Genomic DNA, 21,750 nt, shown 5'->3' with positions numbered 1-21,750 from the left:
CTTCGTGATGGCGAGATCAGTCCTCGCGCCTGTTCACCGGTCCATCACGCTGATACGATCTTTCTTCCTAACCGAGCCTTCGGTTCTCGTTGCGGACGTCCGGCACCGGACGTCCCGATCGCGGTCGCCTGCGACCGAACGGTCGTTCCCATGGACGCGCAAATCCCATATCGTTGTGGGATAAAATCCCACGGACATCGCACGCAATGCCGCGTTACACCATCGACCTGCATGACGGCGCGCATTTCGTGCGCGACACCGAGGGCTTCGACCTGCCCGACGCCGACGCCGCGCGCGAGAAGCTGGTGCGGATCATGTCGAAGATCGCCCTCGGCTTCACGGCCGTGCCCGAGCGCCAGGACTACCTCGCCGTGGTCCGCGACGAGAACCGGAAAGTGGTCCTGCGCGCCCGCCTCTCCCTCGACATCGAGACGTTCGACGCCGGCTGAGGGCCACGTCCGCGCCGAGGCCGGCGAGGGCGATCACCGATAGAGGCGATACGGAGATGCGGTCGCGCCCGTCGAACAGGGCGGAAGGGCCGAGCGTCGCGCCCTCGGCCTTCGGCATTTGTCGCCACCGCGGTATGGGGCCGGCCAGCAAAGCCGGGGGGCCGCGAGGCGCGCAGCGACGGCTGCGTGGTGGCCGCCTTTCGCCGGCGTCGCGATCCTCGCCTAAGCCAGGGGATTCCGGCATCGCCGACGGGAACACCGGATCGCCGGGATGATGTCGCTTGATCGCGGGCGACGCCGAGGCGATGATCGCGCCCATGTCCGACGCCGGCGATCCGCCCACCGCGAAGCCGGCGCCGGCGGTCACGACCCGGGCGGCGACGGCGATCGTGATCGCCGACATGGTCGGGGTCGGCGTCTTCACCAGCCTCGGCTTCCAGGTCGTGGACATCACGTCCGGGTTCACGCTGCTGCTGTGGTTCGTCGGCGGCGTCGTGGCTTTGTGCGGGGCGTTCAGCTACGCCGAGCTCGCCGCGATGTTTCCGCGCTCGAGCGGCGAGTACAACTTTCTGACGCGCGCCTACGGGCCGGCCTTCGGGTTCATGGCCGGCTGGCTCTCGGCGACGGTCGGGTTCAGCGCGCCGGTGGCGCTGGCGGCGATGGCGTTCGGGCAATACGCGCAGGCGATCCTGCCGGGGGCGCCGCCGCTGCCCCTCGGCCTCGCGGCGATCGCCGCGACCACGGCGCTGCGCCTCGGGGGAGGGCACCACGGCAACGCGATCCAGGTCGGCTTCACGCTCGTGAAGCTCGCGCTGATCGTGCTCTTCATCGTCGCGGGCTTTGCCGGCGGCGGGGGTGGTTCGATCGGCTTCCTGCCGAGCGCCTCCGACCCGGGGCAGATCTTCAGCGCCAGCTTCGCGGTGAGCCTCGTCTTCGTGATGTACGCCTACACCGGCTGGAACGCGGCGACCTACATCGTCGGAGACCTCGCCGACCCGCCGCGCAGCCTGCCGCGTGCGCTGTTCGTCGGCACGGGCATTGTCCTCGTGCTCTACGTCGCCCTGAACGCGGTGTTCCTCTACACGACGCCGACGGCGGAGCTCGCCGGGCAGATCGAGGTCGCCCTGATCAGCGGGCGGCACGTGTTCGGCGAGGCGGGCGGCCGGCTCGTCGGCCTGCTGATCTGCCTCGGCCTGATTCCGACGATCAGCGCGATGATGTGGATCGGCCCGAGCGTCACCGTGGCGATGGGCGAGGACGTGCCGCTGCTGGCGTTCTTCGCGCGGCGTTCCCGAACCGGCGTGCCGGTGGCCGCGACCCTGCTCCAGGCCGCAATCGCCAGCCTCCTCCTCCTCACGCGGAGCTTCGAGGCGGTGTTGGAATTCATCCAGTTCGGCCTGATCCTGTCCTCGTTCCTCGCCGTCCTCGGCGTGATCCGGCTGCGCGTCGCGCGGCCCGACCTGCCGCGGCCGGTTCGCGCCTGGGGCTATCCGGTCACGCCACTGGTCTTCCTCGGCGTGACGCTGTTCATGCTGGCCCACCTCGTCGCCTCTCGCCCGGTCCAGGCGCTGGCGAGCCTGCTCCTGATGGGGGTCGGCCTGGTACTGTTCCGCGTTGCGGACCGGCATGCCCGGCGCAGGGGCCGGGCGCCGGGGCGACGAGGCGGCACGACGCGATCAGCGCGCGGGCGCCGCCTCGTTCGCGCGCAGCACGTCGAGCCGGTACTCGGCGGTGCGCGATTGCTTCAGCACCTGCGCGAATCCCTTCGCGCCGACGATGAAGCCTTCGGCCGCGTCGTCGCCCGAGAGCGGGTAGTGGGCGACCCCGAGCCAGTGCACCAGGACGATGTCGGCGCCGGGCAGCACCGCGCCCTCCACCCGGGCGACCAAGCGCGCGAGGTCGGCGCGGTCGAGGTAGTAGGCCACCTCCGAGATCACGATCAGGTCGAAGCGCCCGTCGGGCCATTGGCCGGGGACGGCGGCGAGCTGAAAGCGCGCGTTCGGGCAGTCGGCGCAGCGGGCGCGCGCGGCCTCCAGCACGGAGGGCACCACGTCGAGCCCGAGCACGGCGTCGCAGCGCCCGCAGAGCTGGTGCGTGAACACGCCGATGGAACAGCCGACGTCCAGGGCGGAGGCGTAGTGCGGCCGGGGCAGGGCTTCGAGGGTGGCCTGGTACTTGGCGCGCTCGTAGGCGCTGGTGGCGAACTTCCACGGGTCGGCTTCCGTGGCGTACATGCCCTTGAAGTAGTCCGTGTCGAGGGATTTCGCGCGCCGGCCGGACTCCGTCACGGCCGGCTCCTGCGCCCCGGCCTGCGCGGCCGCCATCCCGAGCATCGCCCCGGCGGCGACGGCGCCCCCGGATCGCAGCAGGACACGGCGTGACGGTCGTCGGCTGTCGCGCACATGATCCTCACGGGTCGTCGGGTCCCCGATGAGCGCAACCTCACCCGGTGGCGGCGGTTCCGCGGGCGGCGGGCCGGTCGCCGGCCTCCGAGAGTTCACGCTCCCGGAACATCGGCCCCGCGGGCCCGGTTGAGAGGGCCTGATCGGGAGTGAAACGCATGGTCGACGTCGCAGAGATCAAGGAACACGCAGACGTCGTGGGTTCGGACGGAGCCCACGTCGGCACGGTCGACCACGTCGACAAGGGCGAGATCAAGCTGACGAAGAAGGACGCCGCGGCCGGCGGCCTGCATCACTACATCCCCGTCGACTTCGTCCAGTCCGTCGAGGGCGACATGGTGCGCCTCGACCGCCCGGCCGAGGAGGTCAAGCGCGAGTGGTCGACCTCCTGACCGAGCGAGTTGGGCCGCGCGCGACGCGCGCGGCCTCCATAGTGGGTCGCACGCGTTCGGCGTGGCCCGCGGCGAGGCCGGCCGACAGCCAGGCACGCGCCCTTGCACCAAGCCGGCGACCGGCGTTCCGCAAGCTTCGACGAGCAGCGATGTCCGATGACGACACCGAAGCGTTTCTGCGCGACGTCCGCGCGGCGCTCGCAGCCAGCCCCCGCCCGGAGGACCCGTCCCTCGAAGCCCTGCAGCGCATCGCGACCTGGCTGCGCACACCCATCGCGGAGGAGACGCCGGCCGAGGAACGCCTCGACGCAGCGGACGGGCCGCAACGGGACGATCCTGACATTCCGGTGGGGTAAGGCGCGTGTGGCCGGCGGACCCGCTGGGCGACCGTCCCAAAACCCGAACGGGGCGGCCCCGCGTCGCCGGAGCGAGCAGGGCCGCCGCAGCGGATCGGGCGGATCTGCCGGCTGGCGATGCAGCGTTCACCAGAATGCGCCGGACAGGTTTCGGAAGGATGACCGATGCCTCCGGACTCCACGGTGGGCGAGGGGCGCCGGCGATCAACGATCCGTGTGGGGTGGAACGCCGGCCAGCGCGCAGCCGTTTCTGGCGCCTCACCGGAGCATCCCGTCATGACGTTCAATCGCGCCGCCGCCGTCGTCGCCGGCAGCCTCCTCCTCGCGGTCCCGGCCTACGCGCAGGGCACGGCCCCCAGCCCCGGCGTGGTGCCCGGCTCGGCGGCGTCTGCACCGGCGCCGACGGGGAAGCCCGCCGTCCCGAGTGCGGAGCGGACCGCCAAGTCGAAGGACTGCTCGATGCAGGCCGACAAGCAGGGTCTGCACGGCAAGGCGCGCAAGAAATTCCGCAACGCGTGCAAGCACGGCCTGAGCTGACCCGCCGGCCGGCGCCGCCAGATACTGATCGACGCGGACTCCGAAGCGTTCGGCGTGCCCGCTCGATCACGGGCACCGTCGGACGCTCGGACCTTCAGGCCATTCCCCGAAGAACGCCAAGCCGGTCGCGACATGCCTGAAGACGTCATGGGCGACCGCGCGTTCTGGCTGTTTCTCGCGGTCGCGATCCCCGTCCTGTTCCTTCCGGTCGGCATCGCGCTGTGGAAGGGGCGAAACGTCGGCCCGGTAATCGCCCTCAGCCTCGCGTTCTGGCCGGCGGCCCTGGCGCTCGCCCTGAGGACGCGGCGGCGATGACGACGCCCCGCTCGCACCGGCGGCCCGCAACCAGCTAGGATGCGCCGAACGGCCGGCGAGCGGGAGCCTTGCGATGCACGATCCTCACGAAGATGCGCCTCACCAAGATACGCCCCACGACGACACGTCCCACGGCCATCCGCACGAAGGCGAGGCGCCGGCCGCCGGCACCGAGCGCTGGAAGCACGACGGCGTGCGGGTGGTCCCCGGCGACAAGCTCGACGCCAACACCGCGCAGACGCCGGGCATGTTCCGGCAGGTGGCGATCGACCATGCCCGCGTCGGCGCGCAGAAGATCTGGGCCGGCACCGTGGCGATCGAGCCCGACGCCAAGACCGGGGTGCACCATCACGGCGTCCTGGAGAGCGTGATCTTCGTGCTGTCGGGGCGCGCCCGGATGCGCTGGGGCGACCGGCTCGAATACGTCGCGGAAGCCGGCCCCGGCGACTTCATCTTCGTGCCGCCCTTCGTGCCGCACCAGGAGATCAACGCCTCGCCCGACGAGACCCTGCAATGCGTGCTGGTGCGCTCCGACAACGAGGCGGTGGTGGTCAACATCCCCGACGTCGAGCCGGTGGAGCGCCCCGAGGCCGTCCACTGGGTCGACCCGATCCACAAGCACCCGTAAGGCGAGGCTGGAGCCGGGCTCTCCGGTGCGTGCGCAGGCTCGGCTGAAACGGCCCGCCGCCCGGTGCGTTCTCGCAAGGCGGGCGGTGGGACTCCAGGCTCGCGCGAGCTTCACGACAGGATGGCGGGGTAGGGCACCTTGGGACAGGACACCGCGAGACACGGCACGATGCGCCTCGGTGCGTTCTTCTACGCCACCGGCCACCACGTGGCGGGCTGGCGCCATCCGTCGAGCGAGGCCGACGGCGGCCTCAACCTCGAACGCTACGTCGGCTGGGCGCAGCGGGCCGAGGCGGCCAAGTTCGACCTCGTCTTCCTCGAGGACGGCTCCGGCATCCGCGACGGCAACCTGCGCTCGTCCGAGCGCACGGCCCGCTCCACCCACTTCGAGCCGGTGACGCTGCTCTCGGCGCTGGCCGCGGTCACCCACCGGATCGGGCTCGTGGCGACCACCTCCACCAGCTTCAACGAGCCCTACAACGTCGCCCGGCGCTTCGCCTCCCTCGACCACCTCAGCGGCGGCCGGGCCGGCTGGAACCTCGTCACCTCGACCACCGACGCGGAAGCCGCCAACTTCGGCGAGGCCGGCATCGCCCGCCACGGCGACCGCTACGCCCGGGCCGAGGAATTCGTCGACGTGGTGCTCGGGCTGTGGAACACCTGGGACGACGACGCGGTCGTGATCGACCGCGCGAGCGGCCAGTTCTCGAAGCCCGACGGCTTCCGCCCGCTGAACCATCGCGGGACGCATTTCGAGGTGCGCGGACCGCTCAACATCTCGCGCACGCCGCAAGGCCAGCCCGTGGTGGTGCAGGCGGGCTCGTCGGGGCCGGGCAAGGATCTGGCGGCCCGCACCGCCGAAGTCGTGTTCACCGCCAACCAGACGCTTGTCGAGGCGGTCGAGTTCGCCGGCGACCTCAAGGCGCGCCTGCCGCGGTTCGGCCGCAGCCCCGACGACCTCAAGGTGATGCCGGGCCTGTTCCCGGTGGTCGGGCGCAGCGAGGCGGAGGCGCGGGCCAAGTTCGAGGCGCTGCAGGACCTGATCGACCCGGTGGTGGGCCTCGCCCTGCTCGAGCGGATGGTCGGCAGCTTCGACCTCTCCGGCTTCGATCCCGACGGCCCGGTGCCGGAGCTGCCGGAGGCCGAGGGCGCCAAGTCGCGCCAGCAGCTGATGTTCGACCTCGCCCGCCGCGAGGGCCTGACCCTGCGACAGCTCTACCTGCGGATCGCCGGGGCGCGGGGCCACTCGCAGATCGTCGGGACGCCCACGCAGATCGCCGACGAGATGGAGGCGCGCTTCCGCGCCGGCGGGGCCGACGGCTTCAACGTCATGCCGGCGACCCTGCCCGGCGGCCTCGACGACTTCATCGAGCTGGTCCTGCCGGAGCTGCGCCGGCGCGGCCTCGTCCGCACGGAGTACGCGGGCCGCACCCTGCGCGACCACCTCGGCACCCGTCCGCCCGCGAGGGTCCCGCGCCCGTGATGGTGCCGCGCCCGCGACAACGCGCCGGCGCAACGATCGGGGGTGAGGGGGATTGGGCTCGGGCGCTGCCACGTTCCCGGACGCGCTTTCATCCCCCGACCGACGAGACAACGATGACGCCTCAATTCTGGCTGTGGCTGGGCTGCGCCGGCATGGCCGCCGGAGCTGCCGCGATCCTGTTACTGGCGAAGCGGCGGACGCCCACCGAGGAAGCCGACGGGATCATCCACGGGATCGTGCCGATCATCGCCGCATGCTCCTACTTCGCCATGGCGACGGGGCAGGGCAGCATCACCCTCCCGGCCGGCCCCGACGCGGCGGACGTCGCGCGGCAATTCTACGTCGCGCGCTACATCGACTGGACCTTCACCACGCCGCTCCTGCTCGTCGGGCTCGCGCGCACCGCGATGCATTCCGGCATGCGCCGGCAGGCCGTGGTCTGGGGCCTCGTCGGCTCCGACCTGATCATGATCGTCACGGCGCTGGCCTTCGGCCTGTCCGAGGTCGCCGCGGTGAAGTGGACCTGGTTCGCCATCTCCTGCGGCGCGTTCCTGGCCGTGTTCTACGGGATCTTCGTGCAGCTGCGCGAGGAAAACGCCGCCGAGCGGGCCGACGTGCGAAAAGCCTTCCTGCGCAACGCCGTGTTCCTCACCGGAGTCTGGTGCGCCTACCCGGTGGTGCTCCTCGTCGGCCAGGATGGCCTCGGCCTACTCTCGCCCGCCGTCGCGCTCGCCGTGGTCGCGCTCCTCGATCTGACCGCCAAGGTCGCCTACGGCATCATGGCGACGATGGAGACGACCCGCGCCGTCGATCGCGACCTGGCCGAGGGAACGGCCGCCGCCAAGCCGCTGCGCCGGGCGGCTTGAACCGCATGACGGTCCGCGCGTCTCGTCCGCCCCTCGCGGCGGCCGACGCCGCGGGCCGCCTTCGCGCCGCGACGGCCCGGCTGCCACACCTGGCCGCCGCGCTCGTCGCGCTCGTCGCGCTCGGGCTCGTCGCCTCCGCGTTCCTGCCGCGCGAAGCCTCCTGGCTCGCGGCGCTCTCGGTCGTGATCGTCCTCGGTGTACCCCACGGGGCGCTCGACGGCGCGATCGCGGCACCGCTTCTGCGTCCCCGCTACGGCCGGGCGTGGTTCGGGGTCTTCGCCATCCCCTATCTCGGCCTCTCGGCCCTGGTCCTCCTCGCCTGGCAGCTCGCGCCGCTTGCGGCGCTCGCCGGCTTCCTGGCCTTGTCGGTCCTGCATTTCGGCGAGGAAGATGCCGGTCCCGGCGTGCCGCACGTGCTCCTCGACCGTCTCGCGGGCCGGCAGCACGGCCGCCCCTGATCCCGGGCGACCCGGACGCCCCGCGCTGCCGGTGATCGCGCGGCTCCGGTGGACAGTCGCGGCGCCGCGGGACTTTTGCCACACTCCCGACGCAAAAGCCGAGCTTGCCGATACGGTCGGGTTTCGCCGGTCCGGTCCGGCGGTACACCAGGACCAACGCAGCCCTGCGCGTGCGCGAAACCGCACCGCAGGATATGGGACGTTCGGGATCATGATCGTCAACGGTGGGCATGCCGATTCCGGCGAACGCGATCGCACCGCACTCGGCCGGCCGGCGATCCTGAGCCGCCGGTCGTTCCTGGCCGGCTCGGCGGTCGGGCTCGGCGCCATCGGCCTCGGCAGCTGCGCGACGACGGACGGCATCCTGCTCGCCGAGGCGACGCGGACCTACGGGCCGATGCCGGACGAGAAGTTTCCGATCCCGGCGGCCGACATCAGCAAGCTCGATCCGAAGTTTTACCGCCGCACGGTCCGCTACGAGACCAAGGAGGCCGCCGGCACGATCGTGGTCGACCCCGCCAACTTCTACGTCTACCGGATCGAGGGCGACGGAAACGCCACCCGCTACGGCGCCAACGTCGGACGCGACGGCTTCCTGTGGCACGGCGACGCCTATGTCGGGCGCAAGTCCGAGTGGGCGACCTGGACGCCGCCCAAGGAGATGATCCGCCGCCAGCCGGAGGCGGCCAAGTACGCCCGCGGCATGCCGGGCGGCCTCGACAACCCCCTCGGCGCCCGCACCCTGCACCTCTACCAGAACGGCGCCTACACGCTCTACACGATCTACGCCTCGAGCGAGCCCGACACGATCGGCAGCGGCATCACCAGCGGCTGCGTCGGCCTGCTAAGCCAGGACATGATCCACCTCTATGCGCGGACGCCGGTGAAGACCAAGGTCGTCGTCCTTCCGGCGTAGCGCGGGCGCTGCCGACGGCAGGGCGTCCCGGCGATCGGTCCGGTGCCCTGGCCGGTCGGGGAGCCGCGGCATCTGCGCGCCGGCGCGAACGAATCGCGCCTTCGACGCTTACGCAAGGGTCGGTCCGAGGATCGACCGTCCGCGCCCCTCGTACCCAGCTTCTCCCCCGTTTCTGGGCGGGCGTGGACGACAGGTGCCGATCGCTTGCGAGGTGACGTGATGACCCCACGAACGGTCGCGATCCTGGCCGGCGCCGGCTGCGCCCTGATCGGGCCCGCGGTGGCCCGCGCCTTCACCAGCGACCCGACGGATCAACTCACCCTGTCGCTGCTCATCGCCGGCCCCGTCGTGGTGACGGTTTGGGTGTGCGGGCTGCGGTCCTGGGAGGACTGAGCCAACCTCCGGCTGATCGCCGTCAGCCGGGTTCGCCGGGATCGTCCTCGAGCAGGCGGGCCATGATCGCCTCGAGCAGGTCGGTGTCCTCGCCGGCCATCGCGCCCATCGTCGCCATCCGCTGGATCACGGTGTGGGTGATCGCCTCCTCCACCGTGCCCTCGGCGTAGGCGTAGTGGATGATCGCGGCCTGCCCGTCCCGGTGGCAGCGGCCTTCGATCTGGGCCAGCTGGATCGCGCTGTGGCGCATGTCGTGGATCACCAGGGCACGGGTGCGCTCGCCGCCCGGCAGCTCGTTGCGATGGAGCGAGATCGACTCGGTGACCGTGAACACGACCGCGTCGAGCGCCCCCGTCTGGAAGGCCCGCCGCGTCGCCTCGTTCGCCTCGGCGTCCTGCCGGCCGTCGATGCTGCCGACCGACCAGCCCCGCGTCTCCAGGCTCGCCCGCAGCGCCGCCCCCGTCTCCAGGAAGGCGACGGAGATCGCGACCTGCTCGCCGGCCCCGAGAAGGAGCTCGACGAAGTCGGCCGTCCCGTCCACGCGCAGCAGGCTCGCCTTCTGCCGGAAGCGCAGGTCCGCGGCCCACCCGGTCGGACGCCGGGTGCTTCCGCCCAGGAGGCCGAACTCGCGACGGAACTCGCGCCACGTCGCGGCGTAGAGGCGGCGCGCGTTGGCGGTCAGCTCGGTCGGAGCGAGCGCGCGCTCCACCTCCGGCCAGCCGGCGATGTCGCCCGGCCGACGCCGCAGGCCGATGGCGCGGGGGCCGGTGTAGAGCAGGTCGGCCATCACGGCGCAGTCCTGCGCGTTGCTGGTCCAGGACCAGTTCACCCATCGCCCCTTGGCCCGGCCGATCCCGAGGCGCTGCATCAGAACCCTGAACTCGGCGAGCGTCTCCGTCGGCGCGTCGGCGGCCTCGCCGAGCAGCCGCCCGAGATAGGACAGCTCGTGCGGCGCCTGGCCGGCGGTCGCGCTGACGTAGCTCGTGAACACGGCCGCATCCGCGAGGTGCCGGCAGACGAGGCTCTGCTGGCTGTACGGGTTGCGCAGGCGATGGCTCTCGTCGAACACGACCAGGGGCCAGGCCCGGCGCAGGCTGCCGTGCTTGGCGAGCGCGTTGTTCTTGGCGCGGGCCGACCGCCGCGTGCCCGCGGCCGGCGGCGCCATCAGCCCCTTGGTGCGCTCGTAGTTGACGAGCGTCACCGCCTTCTCCGGCAACCCGGACAGCGCCAGGGTGCGGCGCCATTGCGGCATGGCGCCCTTCGGGCAGACGATCAGCACGTCGCGTTCGGGCATCGCGGCCAGGGCCGTCCAGACCGACAGCGTCTTGCCGAGCCCGGTGGCGTCGCCGAGCAGGAAGCCGGGCCGGCCGGCCGCGCGCGCCGCCAGCATCGCCTCGGCGGCCTCGACCTGGTGCGGGCGCGGGACCAGCCGCCGCCCGTAGGCCGAGGGGTCGGCCGAGCCGGCCGCGGAGCGCCCGTCGTCGAGCCGAGGCGGCGCCTCGGGCGTGGCCGCGACCGATTTGTTCACGCCCCGTGCCACCTTATCCACCGTCCCGCGTTTGCCTTCTCGAAATTGGAACATAGAGTGAACGATGTCTGACGTCGTCACGAGGGGGTCGCACCGCCATGGCACGCTACCGTTTCCATTGCACCAACGGCCTCGAATGCGTCTTCGACGCGGTGGGCAAGGAGATCCGTGTTCCCGGGCGGCTGGCCGACAGGGCCCGCGGCGTCGCCGAGGCCTTGATGGTGACGCTCGACGACGGCACCGACTGGCGCGGGTGGCAGGTCAGCGTCCACGACCTGCGCGGGCGCAACGTGCTTGTGTTGCCGTTCCGGCCGCCGGCCGACGCCGTCGCGCGCGGCGCCTGACGGCCTGGCACACCGGCCCTGCGCAGGGATCGGATGCCATCGATTCGGTCGCGGCCCCGTCGTCGCCGCGTCGCGCGTTGGGGAGCGAGACCGACGACGAGGGAACCGCGTGTGACCAGCCTGCCCGAGCTACCGCCCGAAGCCTTCGCTAAGCAGGACCCGGCGCCGGACACCCTGTTCTACGCCCAGCCCCGCTTCGTGACGCATATCGACGACGGGGCGATCCAGGCCGTCACCGACCTCTACCGCGACCTGCTGCCGCCGGGCGGGCGCATCCTCGACCTGATGTCGAGCTGGGTCAGCCACCTGCCCCCGGAGGTGCCTTTCGCGGCCGTGATCGGCCACGGCCTCAACGCCCGCGAACTCGCGGCCAACCCCCGCCTGACAACGTCCTTCGTCCAGGACCTCAACGGCGACCCGTCGCTGCCGATCGCGACCGCGAGCGTCGACGCCGTCCTGATCTGCGTCGGCGTGCAGTACCTGCAGGATCCCGTCGCCGTCCTGCGCGAGGTCGCCCGGGTGCTCGTGCCGGGCGCGCCCGTCATCGTCACCTTCTCCAATCGCTGCTTCCCGACCAAGGCGGTGGCGATCTGGCAGGCGGTGCGTGGGGACGACCAGGCGCGGCTCATCGCACTCTACCTGCGCCATGCCGGTTTCCCGGAGATCGCCATGCAGGTCGTCGTCCCGGACGGCGCGGGCGGCGATCCGCTGCGCGCCGTGATTGGCCGAACCCCAGCGGGCGTTTGAATTGTCCACGATCGGCTCGCGCAAACGTGAGGCGCTTCGTTCCTAGGCGCATCCGCGGCCGTCGCGCGCGCGCAGGCGGCGGCACCTTGATTTTCGACGCGGGCGCCTGATGTCGCTCGCGATGCAGGATCGTAGAAGCGTGGCATGTCGCGAGAGCGGCACGCCCGGCGCCGCCGGTCCTGCGCCACGGGGGATGTTGATGAGCACGACGACGATCGACAAGACCAACACCGATTCCTACCCGATGGCGGGCCAGTGCCCGTTCGGAGGCGACCGCATCGGCGGGGCCTTCGGCAGCCGTCCTGCCCTGGAGAACTGGTATCCGCACCGGCTACGGGTCGAGCTGCTGCATCAGAACGGGCTCGCGGCCGACCCGCTCGGACCCGACTTCGACTACGCGGCCGCCTTCCAGGCGATCGACCTCGACGCGCTGAAAGGCGACATCAAGCAGTTCCTGACCTCGTCGGTGTCGTGGTGGCCGTCCGATTACGGCAATTACGGCCCGCAGATGATCCGCATGGCCTGGCACTCGGCCGGCACCTACCGCATCGCGGACGGGCGCGGCGGCGCCGGCACCGGGATGCAGCGCTTCGCGCCGATCTCGAGCTGGTGGGACAACGGCAACACCGACAAGTCGCGCCGCCTGCTGCAGCCGATCAAGCACAAGTACGGCAACGCCCTCTCCTGGGCCGACCTGATGGTGCTCACCGGCAATTGCGCCCTGGAGATCATGGGCCTGCCGACCTACGGCTTCGCCGGCGGGCGCCTCGACGCCTGGGAGGCGGACGACGCGACCTACTGGGGTCCCGAGGTCGTCGAGATGGGCTCGGTCTCGAGCTTCGACGAGATGGTCAACCGCGACAAGCGCTGGCGCGGGAAGAACGGCGACGCCGAGTACGACCTGGAGAACCCGCTCGCCGCCTCGCACCAGGCGCTGATCTACGTGAACCCGGAAGGCCCCTACGCCAACGGCGACCCGCAGGGATCGGCCAACGACATCCGGGTGACCTTCACCCGCATGGCGATGAACGACGAGGAGACCGTCGCGCTGATCGCCGGCGGCCACGCCTTCGGCAAGAGCCACGGCATGGTCCCGGCCAAGGAGATCGGGCCGCCGCCGGAGATGGCGCCGATGGAGGCGATGGGCCTCGGCTGGCACAACCCGAAGGGCGCCGGCAAGGACACGATGACCAACGGCATCGAGGGGAGCTGGACCCCCGACCCGACGAAGTGGGACAACGCCTACCTGGAGAACCTCTTCAAGTTCGACTGGGAGCAGACCAAGAGCCCGGCCGGCGCCCTGCAATGGACGCCGAAGGACCCGAACGCGCCGCGGACCCCCGACGCCCACGTCGCGGGCCAGTCGCATCCCTTGATGATGATGACCTCCGACATCGCCCTCAAGGTCGATCCCGAGTACCGCAAGGTCTGCGAGAAGTTCCTCGGCGACTTCGACGCCTTCACCCAGGCCTTCTCCAAGGCGTGGTACAAGCTGACCCACCGCGACATGGGCCCCAAGCACCGCTACCTCGGCCCGGAAGCGACGATCGAGGACGGCCTGCTTTGGCAGGATCCGATCCCCGATGCCGCCTACGCCCCGGTGGGGGAGGCCGAGATCGCCGCCCTCAAGCAGGCGATCCTGGCCACGGGTCTTTCGGTCTCGGACCTCGCCTTCACCGCCTTCTCGGCGGCCTCGACCTACCGCGACAGCGACAAGCGCGGCGGCGCCAACGGCGCCCGCCTCGCCTTAGCGCCGCAGAAAGACTGGGCCGTCAACCGCCGGGCCGTACCCGTGGTCGAGGCGCTCCGCGGGGTGATGTCCGGGTTCAACGGTGGCCGCGGCGACGGCAAGCAGGTCTCGCTCGCCGACCTGATCGTGCTCGCAGGCTGCGTCGCCGTGGAGAAGGCGGCCCGGGACGCCGGGGTCGAGGCGCGCGTGCCGTTCACGCCGGGCCGCGTCGACACCACGCAGGCGCTCACCGACGTGGAGATGTTCACCTGGCTGAAGCCGGTCGCGGACGGCTTCCGCAACTACGTCGACGACGGGTTCGCGGCGATGGCGCCCCGCCTTTCGCCGGAGGAGATGTTCCTCGACAAGGCCAACCTGCTGACGCTGACCGCGCCGGAATGGGTGGTCCTGACCGGCGGCCTGCGGGCGCTGAACGCCAACCACGACGGCTCGACCCGGGGCGTCTTCACCGACCGGGTCGGCGTGCTGACGACGGACTTCTTCCGGACCCTGACCGACACCAACCTGATCTGGGAGAAGGCCGACGCGGCAGGCACGTCCTTCGCCTTGAAGGACCGCGAGAGCGGGCAGGCCAAGTACGAGGCCACGCGCAACGACCTCGTCTTCGGGTCGAACGCGCAGCTGCGCAACATCGCCGACGCCTACGCCGGCAGCGACGGCCAGAGGCGCTTCGTGGCCGACTTCGTCCGGGTCTGGGACAAGGTGATGATGCTCGACCGCTACGACGTGAAGGGCCACCGGCGCCAGGGGCCGATGGCCGCCTGATCGACCAGGGCGCTGCAGCCCGCGCCCCCGTCCCGCCATCCGGTGGGACGGGGCTCGCCCGAGAGGCCTGTCGAGGGGCCGCCGGGCGCAGCTCACGTGAACCGACTCAACGGCCTCGATGGCCGCGCCAAGCTCGGCGCGGAACGAAAGTCCCCTCTGGCGCCGCCGGCCGATCCCGGCGGCGCCGGTCTCAATTGGCCGGCAGCCGCACGGCCACCTCGTTCCGGCGCAGGAACGGGATCGCGAAGGGCGGGTCGTAGCCCATGAGGAGCGGGACGTCCTCGGTCCGGCGGCCCGCCTTCGCCAGCACGTCCGCGAGGATGCGCTCCTGCTCCGACCGCGCCTGCGGCGTGATGGTGCCCGAAAACTGCAGCGCCGCGATCCGCTCGGGCGGAAGGCGAACCAGCCGGACGCCGGCCTCGGTGGGTTCCGGAGCGCCGGCGCGCGCGACGTCGTGAGGCAGGAAGAACCGCATCGTCCCGGCGGGGCCCTGCTCGACGGGCACCGTCATCGCGATCCGACGTCCCGCCGTCTCCACCGGCGCCGTCATGGCGATGCGCCCGCCGTCCCGGTTCGCACCGGTGATGTAGCGGAACAGCCGCCCGAACGCCTCGCCGTCCCCCTGGCCACGTGCATCGGTCTCGACGGCGACCCGCGCCTCGTACGACCGGATCTCGACGCCGCGCTCGAGCCGCTCGACGACGGCGTAGCGCGGCTGATCGTAGAAGGACCGCACGCCGAAGACGCCCAGCGCGGATTCGAGCAACGTGACGAGGTAGTAGGCGAACTTATCCAAGGCGGGAGCGTCCGAGGTGAGGGACAAGCGAGTATAGCGCCCGCCGCGAGGACTCGTTCCCGGCGCAGGGTCGTCGGCGTTCGTCCTTGAACCAAGGGATCGATCTGCCGGAAAGAAATCACGGCATGGCGATAGGGCGCTCGCCTTTCGCCACCGAAAGATCACGCGGGCGACCTTTGGAGTGGCGGAAGGGGTGGGACAATCGTCCCCGGCCGCGAGAATCAGTGAAATCAACGACTTAGACAGGAGCGCTGCTCTCACGGTGTAGCAGCCCGGTGTAGCAATTATCAATCCCGGCCGATGGGCCATCTACCTACGCCGCATCCCAATGAAACCGGTTTCACTGACTTCCCGATTGGGCGGACCAATCGGGCTTCGAACTGGCGTTGGCGACCCGTGTTCGTGGCGGCGAGAGCGGAGACTGGTAGCTGGTACACCGCCACCAGCTCAGACCCATACGATGCCTAGACAGGGTACCCTCGAAAAGCTGCTTTCAATCCATCACGGCACCTCGCTGGGCAATCAGGAATGGCCGGACCTGACCTTGAGGGGAATGTCTGCTTCGAACCAGACTGTTCGCAAAAGCGGGCGGTCTCCTTCCGACCCAACCACGCCATAGCGCGCAAATTTCGTCTTTGCCGAAAGCGGACGTCGGTCCGCACAGCTAAGATGCGCATCAGGTCCATCATCGAGGCCGCCTGACCCACTTCGATATGGCCGAGGATAGGCCTCCGTTGTTCCGTGCGGACGCGCACTTAAGGGCCAGGACGGCACCAAGGACTGGTCAGCGCATATGAACGTTGACCGTGCCATCACCACACGGACCTCGAACTGAATCTCGTCCCCGTCATCCTCCCGCATCCGGTCGCAGAGATCCATGACAACGACGACCGGCCGCGTTCCACTTAAGGGGGCGGATGTCGAGGCGTCGTACCCCGCTCCGCGACATCAGCCTGAAACCTTTCTCTGCGAACGTCCGTAACGAGCTCCGAACCCGCATGACGGATTCGCAGCTCGGAGATACGCATGACTCGCATGTTCAAGGTCGCAAGCCTTACCCTCGCCATGGCGCTGAGCGGCGTCGGCGCGTTCGGCACGGCGGCCCAGGCGGCGGAAGAGAAGACGGTGATGGTCGGCGGCGCACCGATGTACCCGTCGAAAACCATCGTCGAGAACGCGGTCAACTCGAAGGACCACACCACCCTGGTCGCGGCCGTGAAGGCTGCCGGTCTCGTCGACACGCTTTCGGGCAAGGGTCCGTTCACGGTGTTCGCGCCCACGAATGCCGCCTTCGCAAAGCTGCCGGCCGGCACGGTCGACACGCTGGTGAAGCCGGAGAACAAGGCGACGCTGACCAAAATCCTGACCTACCACGTGGTGGCCGGTACGATGACGGCGGCCGATCTCCAGAAGGCGATCAAGGCCGGCGGCGGCAAGGCCATGCTGAAGACGGTCGAGGGCGGTAGCCTGACCGCTGAGGAGAAGGGCGGCAAGATCGAACTCGTCGACGGCAAGGGTGGCATGTCCACCGTCACCATCGCCGACGTGATGCAGTCGAACGGCGTGATCCACGTCGTCGATACCGTCCTGATGCCGAAGTAACTCTCGCATCGACGCGGCTTGTCGAGGCTGCCCGGGCTCGGTCCGGGCAGCTTCTTTCATGCGGTTTCCCCGTCGCCGAATTCACGAAATGATGTCCGTTTGGGTCGGGCGAGAAGACTTCGCATATCCGACCGAAAACGGATCGGCGGCGTCGCTGTTGGACTGCCATGACTACAAGTTCGAGGGGGCCAGAACGCACCAGTCGCCCCTGATGCGACGTCCCTCCGCGATCCGCACCGTGAAACCCCTCGCGTCAAAGAACTCAAGGAGCGGCATGGTCATGTTGCGACCGATGCCGGCGGTCTCGCGGAATCGCCCGACCGTCAGCAGGCCCTCGGGATGCTCGCTTGCCACCGCGTCCGCGATCCGTGCCAGTTCGGCGACCGCCTCCGGCAACGCGTAGTAGCTCTTCGAGATGCGCTGAAGCCAGCCGAGGCGGCCGACCTTGTCGAGGAGGTTTCTGAGATCGTTCGGCTCGCGGCCTAGGCGGTCGGCGAGGACGGTGAGACGGGGCTGGTCCAAGCCCGCCTCCTTCAGCAAAGCGTAAACGGCATTGTAGACGACAGCGTCGGCCGGACGAAGGCGCGCCGTGTGGCCGGGCAGGTGCAGGACCGAGCCGCGGCGCAAGACCAGTTCCTCCCGGACGAGGCCATCGAGGGCGGCCGCGACGGCCGAACGGTCCCCGGCCTCTACCGTCGCCGCAATCTCATCGCGCGTAAGCCCGGGGTTGTCAGGCTGCGCCATGTGCGTCTGGGCGAGTTCGGACACCACGCACGCGGCCAGCGCCTCGATCCGTGAACCCTGGAACGCGAGCTGCCGGCCATCCTCTGCAACGACCGCCCCCGCATCCGCAACGAGCGCATCAAGAGTGGCCGCGGGCAGGTTGCGAAGGCGGCCGAGGCGGGCGAGGTCGACTCCAGGGCGGGATGAGGCGAGGAGACCTCGAAGGGCGTGACCGTCGTCCGGGGTGTCGAGTGCGTTGACGACCGCCCGGCGTTCCGGCGTCCAAGTGCCCTGGCGCGGTCCGTCCAGGTCTATCACTCGACCACCCCCGAGCGTGCGCACAGCCGAGACGTCGCGCAGGACGAAGCGGTCCCCGGCTAGGGCGCCGATCTCGCGGTCGAGCGTGATTACCGCCTGGGCGGACGCGCCGGGTTCGACCGATCCGGCTCCAGGGAAGAGCAACCGTCCCGTCACCGCGGCCGCGCCGAGATGAAGATGCACCGGTGTACGGTGGCGCAGGGGCCGACCCTCGTGCTGCAGCACGCGCATGGAAACGTCAAGGCGGGTCGCTGGTCCGTGCAGGAACGGTGCGAGGATCCACGTGCCCCGACCCACATCGTCGAGGGTTAGGCGCGGACCGACTAAGTTCAGGGCGCAGCGCTCCCCGGCGCACGCGGTCTCGGCAACCGTGTCATGGACGCGCACACCGCGCACCCGAACTTCGCGCCCGCCTGGCGAGACGAGGAGCCGATCTCCCACGCGTACCGTGCCCGCGTGCACCGCCCCGGTCACGACCACACCGGCACCGGACACGGTGAAGCGCCGGTCGACGGCAAGCCGGAAGTCGCGATCCGCACCTGCCGGTGCATGGGAGGCCGCCGCGGCCTCCAACAAGCGGGCTAGGTCATCGATGCCCGATCCCGTCAGCGCGGAGCAGGCGACGATCGGCGCTGCTGCGAGCCCAGTTTCGGCGAGGAGGGCGTGGATCTCCGCGGTCACCGCCGCAACACGGTCCGGATCGACGCGGTCGGCCTTCGTAATGGCGACGACGCCGCGGTCGACGCCGAGAAGGTCGAGGATGGCGGCGTGCTCGCGGGTCTGGGGCATCACCCCGTCGTCGGCGGCGACCACGAGCAACGCGCAGGCTACGCCGGTGGCTCCTGCCACCATGGTGCGCACCAACCGCTCGTGGCCGGGAACATCGACGAAGCCGAGCGGGATACGGAGGCGACCGCCTTTCGGCGCGTAAGCGAAGCCCAGGTCGAGGGTGATCCCTCGGGCCTTCTCTTCCGGCAGCCGGTCGGCGTCGATGCCGGTGAGGGCTTTCACCAGCGCGGTCTTGCCGTGGTCGATATGCCCGGCGGTGGCGACGATCATATGGCCTTCATGCCCGCGAGAGGTGGCGGCGCGGGAAACCCCGCGCCGCCTTCCGCCTCAACCCTTGATCCGGGTCTCGGCGAGTTCGGACATGCAGGTGTCGTAGGGGGTGAACTCCACCCGGTTCGACACCGCGAACAGCGTGTAGGGCGCGTACAGGAACAGGGCTTTGGCCTCGTTCTGCAGGTAGCGCTCCACCTCGCGAACCACCCCCTCCGTTTCGGTCTCCGGCGTATGCAGGAGCTTCTCGTAGAGGGCGTCGAACTTCGGATCCTCCGGACCCTGGCGCAGGGTCGCGTCACGTCCGAAGAACTCCCGGTGCACGCACGCCACCGGATATTGCGGCGTCCAGTCGAAGTACCATTCGAGCTTGACGTCGAACTCGGCCGGCGTTTCGTCCTTGGCGCTGACGAAGCGGTAGCCCAGGCCGACCTTAGCAAGGCACTGGCCGATGGCGTCCACTACGCCCTTCCAGGCGGGTGAGGCGACGAAGACCAGTTCCCTTCCCCCGAGCCCCAGGCCGTCGAGCGTGCGTCTGGCACCCTCGGGGTCGTGCGGCATCGGCTTCAAGTCCGGATCTGCGCCGTAGCGGCCGGGCTGTATGAAGGCTGGGATCACCGTGCCGTAGCCATGCGCTCCGTGCTCCAGCACGAAGGCCTGATCGATGGCGAGGTTGATCGCCCGGCGGGCCTTCGGGTTGCGCCAAGGCGAGTCCGGACGGTTCTCGTTGAAGACGCCTGTGAGGATCGCCTTCGCTTTCTTCGTCTGGATTCTCCCGTGCGCACTGTCCGGGAAGGACTTCGCCTCGTCCGGCGTCAGGTCGAACACGACGTCGACCTGGCCGTCACCGACCGCGACCGACTTGATGCCCACGTCCTTGCCGATGACGTTGTCGTAGACGATCCGGACCGTCGGCCTGCGAGCCGGGTTCCAGTACGTCGGGTTGGGCTCCATGACCACGCGGTCGGAGCGGCTATCGATGAGCGAGACGCCCTCGGTGAGCACAAACGGGCCAGTCCCCCACGGACCAGGCGCGTCGATCACTCACCAATGGCCTTCTGCCGACCCCGTCTTTGGGTCAACGAAGCCCCACTCGTTCCAGAACCGCGTCGAGGGCAGGTGCATGCCGCGCAGCTTCATCAGCGCCGCTGAGTCGCCTCCGGGGAAGCGCATTCGCACGGTGCGGTCGTCGACCGTCTCGCAAGTCACGTCCCGGGCGAAGTTAAGGAAAGCGCCAGGCGGGTGCGGGTTGGTCCATTCCTGGACCTTGTCGAACCCGAGCTTGAACATCGCAGCGTTGAAGGGTTCGCCGTCCTGGTAGACCGCGTCCCGCATCTTGAGTTCGAGGGTTTCGCCATCGAGCCAGCGCCAGCTCTCGGCGAGGCTCGGCTGGCCGATGCCGTCGTGGTCGACGCGGTTGGCTTCCTCCATCGTGTTCCAGGTGATGGAAAGCCAGTTCACCGGGGACGGGTCGACCACCGTCACCGTGTTGTGGGGTCCCCAGGGCTGGCCGCCCCCCGGATCCCCGGTCGCTTGCGCGTCCATGTATCCTCCTCGTATTCGACCCGCATGGCGTGCGGGCATCGTCCGGCTCATCGCGAGCCGACAGGATGGAAGGCGCCTGCAGTTGCGCATGGCCCTCGATTTATTCGCCTGGGCCGCCGGCCAAGCCGCCGTTGAACCCTTGCGTATCGGTTCGTTGCCGCGGGAAGCCTCGTCCGCACGTCTGCGTGCGGGGCATTCTCAGCCCGGCTCGTCGCCCTGGGCCATGCCCGCTGCGGCGACGCGGTCGGCGAGATCCTTCAACTCCTGGCGTAGGTCGGCGAGTTCGCGGTCGCCGAGGCCGGTGCGACAGACTACGGCCTGCTGCGCCGTCGCGACTTGGTCCTCAAGCAACCGGCCCATCTCCGTCAGGGCGACGAGGACGATGCGCCGGTCCACCGCGCGGGTCCGGGTGACGAAGCCCGCCGCCTCCAGCCGGTCGACTAGGGGCGTGATTGCGCTGGACGTGAGTTGCAGCCGGGCAGCCAGGTCGTGCACCGCCGTCACGCCGTCCTGCCAGAGCGCCAGCATGACAAGGTACTGCGGGTAGGTGAGCCCTAGCTCGCCCAGCAACGGCCGGTAGGCGCGCACGACCGAGTTCGTCGCTGCGTAGAGGGCGAAGCAAAGCTGGTCGTCCAGCCGCAGGCGAGTTTGCTTCGTCGACGTCGGCACTGACCGCTGCTCCGTTCAGACCTTAATCATTCACGCGCGAACGATGTTGTCAACGGGCCGTATCCTGCGCAGGGGGAAACTCGGCTAAGAGGCCGGCCTGTCCTGCTCTCTGGGCGTCTGCATCGCCAAGAAACCGGCCGAAAGTGGACCGGCGACTATTCACCCAAGCCAGTCGTAGAGCGGACGGGTCTCGACTTATCGTTGCTCCTCAATCGCCCTGATCACTGTCACGCTAGGGCCACACGCGAATGCATAAGGGCTGGCTTTTTAGAATGATTCCAGACGCATCATGGCCCACATTGAAGCTTCTACAAACAACTCGTGTTCACATAGATTAATGCCGCCTTGACCGATTTTGTTTCTGGATTGTAACGAAGCCGCCTCAATAAAGGTTGGTTATCGTCTGTGACTCTTCCGCACCCAAAATTCCGAAGCGTAATCCATCTCGCAGCGTCAACCGCATTAGTATTATTGGCCCAATCAGGCTCGCTAGTTAGCTTCGGACCCAGTTCTGCGGTAGCCCAGCTTGCAACTGACGCTTCGCAGGAGGTGCAGCTCGACGAGCTGTCCGTCGTAGGCAATAGCGGAACGGCTAACGGGCCGCCCCGCAAGGTGGATGGCTACCTTGCTCGTGAGAGCGTCAGCGCGACACGTACCGACACGCCTCTTCGCGAGGTGCCTCAGACCGTGGTCGTCGTGCCGGACAGTGT

At 69.6% G+C, this 21,750-nt stretch carries 20 protein-coding genes and 2 pseudogenes; 16 read left to right on the top strand and 6 right to left on the bottom strand.

Annotated features, from left to right (window positions below; genetic code table 11):
* The first annotated feature begins 206 nt into the window (after positions 1–206).
* Both FV234_RS10045 and FV234_RS10040 read left to right on the top strand, forming a co-directional pair.
* Positions 207–449 carry a hypothetical protein gene (locus FV234_RS10045; protein ID WP_147752371.1) on the top strand — a complete coding sequence of 81 codons (243 nt, stop codon included), beginning with the start codon at positions 207–209 and terminating at the stop codon, positions 447–449.
* Positions 450–766: 317 nt separating this feature from the next.
* Positions 767–2,065: pseudogene (locus FV234_RS10040) on the top strand (amino acid permease); the annotation flags it as partial.
* A gap of 60 nt (positions 2,066–2,125) precedes the next feature.
* On the opposite strand, the gene FV234_RS10035 reads toward FV234_RS10040, so the two are convergent.
* Positions 2,126–2,773: an SAM-dependent methyltransferase gene (locus FV234_RS10035; RefSeq protein WP_147829101.1), complete on the bottom strand. Its 648-nt coding sequence runs from the start codon at positions 2,771–2,773 to the stop codon at positions 2,126–2,128.
* A 236-nt stretch (positions 2,774–3,009) separates the two neighbouring features.
* Between FV234_RS10035 and FV234_RS10030 the strand changes: the two genes are divergently transcribed.
* The 10 genes from FV234_RS10030 (at position 3,010) to FV234_RS26150 (ending at position 9,194) form a co-directional block, all read left to right on the top strand.
* Positions 3,010–3,243, top strand: a complete 234-nt coding sequence (locus FV234_RS10030; protein ID WP_147762891.1) for a DUF2171 domain-containing protein — start codon at positions 3,010–3,012, stop codon at positions 3,241–3,243.
* A gap of 149 nt (positions 3,244–3,392) precedes the next feature.
* Positions 3,393–3,599: a hypothetical protein gene (locus FV234_RS10025; RefSeq protein WP_147829043.1), complete on the top strand. Its 207-nt coding sequence runs from the start codon at positions 3,393–3,395 to the stop codon at positions 3,597–3,599.
* Between the two features lie 276 nt (positions 3,600–3,875).
* On the top strand, positions 3,876–4,136 hold the full coding sequence (locus FV234_RS10020) for a phosphate starvation-inducible protein PsiF (protein WP_147829041.1): 261 nt from the start codon (positions 3,876–3,878) through the stop codon (positions 4,134–4,136).
* A 132-nt stretch (positions 4,137–4,268) separates the two neighbouring features.
* The gene (locus FV234_RS10015) at positions 4,269–4,451 is read left to right on the top strand and encodes a hypothetical protein (protein WP_147752366.1); all 183 of its coding nucleotides are present in this window, start codon (positions 4,269–4,271) and stop codon (positions 4,449–4,451) included.
* A gap of 73 nt (positions 4,452–4,524) precedes the next feature.
* Positions 4,525–5,079, top strand: coding sequence for a cupin domain-containing protein (locus FV234_RS10010; protein WP_147829039.1), 555 nt, complete (start codon positions 4,525–4,527; stop codon positions 5,077–5,079).
* A 168-nt stretch (positions 5,080–5,247) separates the two neighbouring features.
* Positions 5,248–6,561, top strand: coding sequence for an LLM class flavin-dependent oxidoreductase (locus tag FV234_RS10005; RefSeq protein ID WP_147752364.1), 1,314 nt, complete (start codon positions 5,248–5,250; stop codon positions 6,559–6,561).
* Positions 6,562–6,674: 113 nt separating this feature from the next.
* Positions 6,675–7,427, top strand: a complete 753-nt coding sequence (locus FV234_RS10000) for a bacteriorhodopsin (RefSeq protein WP_147752363.1) — start codon at positions 6,675–6,677, stop codon at positions 7,425–7,427.
* A gap of 5 nt (positions 7,428–7,432) precedes the next feature.
* Positions 7,433–7,885, top strand: a complete 453-nt coding sequence (locus FV234_RS09995) for a Brp/Blh family beta-carotene 15,15'-dioxygenase (protein WP_246686158.1) — start codon at positions 7,433–7,435, stop codon at positions 7,883–7,885.
* Positions 7,886–8,096: 211 nt separating this feature from the next.
* The gene (locus FV234_RS09990) at positions 8,097–8,801 is read left to right on the top strand and encodes a L,D-transpeptidase (RefSeq protein WP_147829037.1); all 705 of its coding nucleotides are present in this window, start codon (positions 8,097–8,099) and stop codon (positions 8,799–8,801) included.
* Between the two features lie 219 nt (positions 8,802–9,020).
* A complete protein-coding gene (locus FV234_RS26150; protein WP_187273636.1) occupies positions 9,021–9,194 on the top strand; it encodes a hypothetical protein in 174 nt (57 codons plus the stop codon).
* Between the two features lie 22 nt (positions 9,195–9,216).
* On the opposite strand, the gene FV234_RS09985 is transcribed toward FV234_RS26150, so the two are convergent.
* On the bottom strand, positions 9,217–10,722 hold the full coding sequence (locus FV234_RS09985; protein WP_246686157.1) for an SNF2-related protein: 1,506 nt from the start codon (positions 10,720–10,722) through the stop codon (positions 9,217–9,219).
* Positions 10,723–10,820: 98 nt separating this feature from the next.
* Between FV234_RS09985 and FV234_RS09980 the strand changes: the two genes are divergently transcribed.
* The 3 genes from FV234_RS09980 (at position 10,821) to katG (ending at position 14,328) form a co-directional block, all read left to right on the top strand.
* On the top strand, positions 10,821–11,066 hold the full coding sequence (locus FV234_RS09980) for a hypothetical protein (RefSeq protein WP_147752360.1): 246 nt from the start codon (positions 10,821–10,823) through the stop codon (positions 11,064–11,066).
* Positions 11,067–11,177: 111 nt separating this feature from the next.
* Positions 11,178–11,813: a methyltransferase domain-containing protein gene (locus FV234_RS09975; RefSeq protein WP_238272499.1), complete on the top strand. Its 636-nt coding sequence runs from the start codon at positions 11,178–11,180 to the stop codon at positions 11,811–11,813.
* Positions 11,814–12,012: 199 nt separating this feature from the next.
* Positions 12,013–14,328 carry a catalase/peroxidase HPI gene (katG, locus tag FV234_RS09970; RefSeq protein ID WP_147829035.1) on the top strand — a complete coding sequence of 772 codons (2,316 nt, stop codon included), beginning with the start codon at positions 12,013–12,015 and terminating at the stop codon, positions 14,326–14,328.
* A 190-nt stretch (positions 14,329–14,518) separates the two neighbouring features.
* On the opposite strand, the gene FV234_RS09965 is transcribed toward katG, so the two are convergent.
* Positions 14,519–15,124, bottom strand: coding sequence for a heme-binding protein (locus FV234_RS09965; RefSeq protein WP_187273635.1), 606 nt, complete (start codon positions 15,122–15,124; stop codon positions 14,519–14,521).
* Positions 15,125–16,189: 1,065 nt separating this feature from the next.
* Here FV234_RS09965 and FV234_RS09960 point away from each other — a divergent pair.
* Positions 16,190–16,726, top strand: coding sequence for a fasciclin domain-containing protein (locus FV234_RS09960; RefSeq protein WP_246686162.1), 537 nt, complete (start codon positions 16,190–16,192; stop codon positions 16,724–16,726).
* Positions 16,727–16,897: 171 nt separating this feature from the next.
* Here FV234_RS09960 and selB read toward each other — a convergent pair whose 3' ends face one another.
* The 3 genes and pseudogenes from selB to FV234_RS09940 all read right to left on the bottom strand — a co-directional run bounded on the left by selB (position 16,898) and on the right by FV234_RS09940 (position 21,040).
* The gene (gene selB, locus FV234_RS09955; RefSeq protein WP_147829031.1) at positions 16,898–18,826 is read right to left on the bottom strand and encodes a selenocysteine-specific translation elongation factor; all 1,929 of its coding nucleotides are present in this window, start codon (positions 18,824–18,826) and stop codon (positions 16,898–16,900) included.
* Between the two features lie 57 nt (positions 18,827–18,883).
* Positions 18,884–20,257 (bottom strand): annotated as a pseudogene (locus FV234_RS09950) (ABC transporter substrate-binding protein).
* Between the two features lie 312 nt (positions 20,258–20,569).
* Entirely contained in the window at positions 20,570–21,040 is a 471-nt protein-coding gene (locus FV234_RS09940) for a MarR family transcriptional regulator (protein WP_147829030.1), read from the bottom strand.
* Positions 21,041–21,750: the final 710 nt, after the last annotated feature.

Source organism: Methylobacterium sp. WL8 (assembly GCF_008040045.1).
GTDB lineage: Bacteria > Pseudomonadota > Alphaproteobacteria > Rhizobiales > Beijerinckiaceae > Methylobacterium > Methylobacterium cerastii.
Note: the sequence above shows the minus strand (reverse complement) of the source record. Positions and strands in the feature narration are given on the sequence as shown.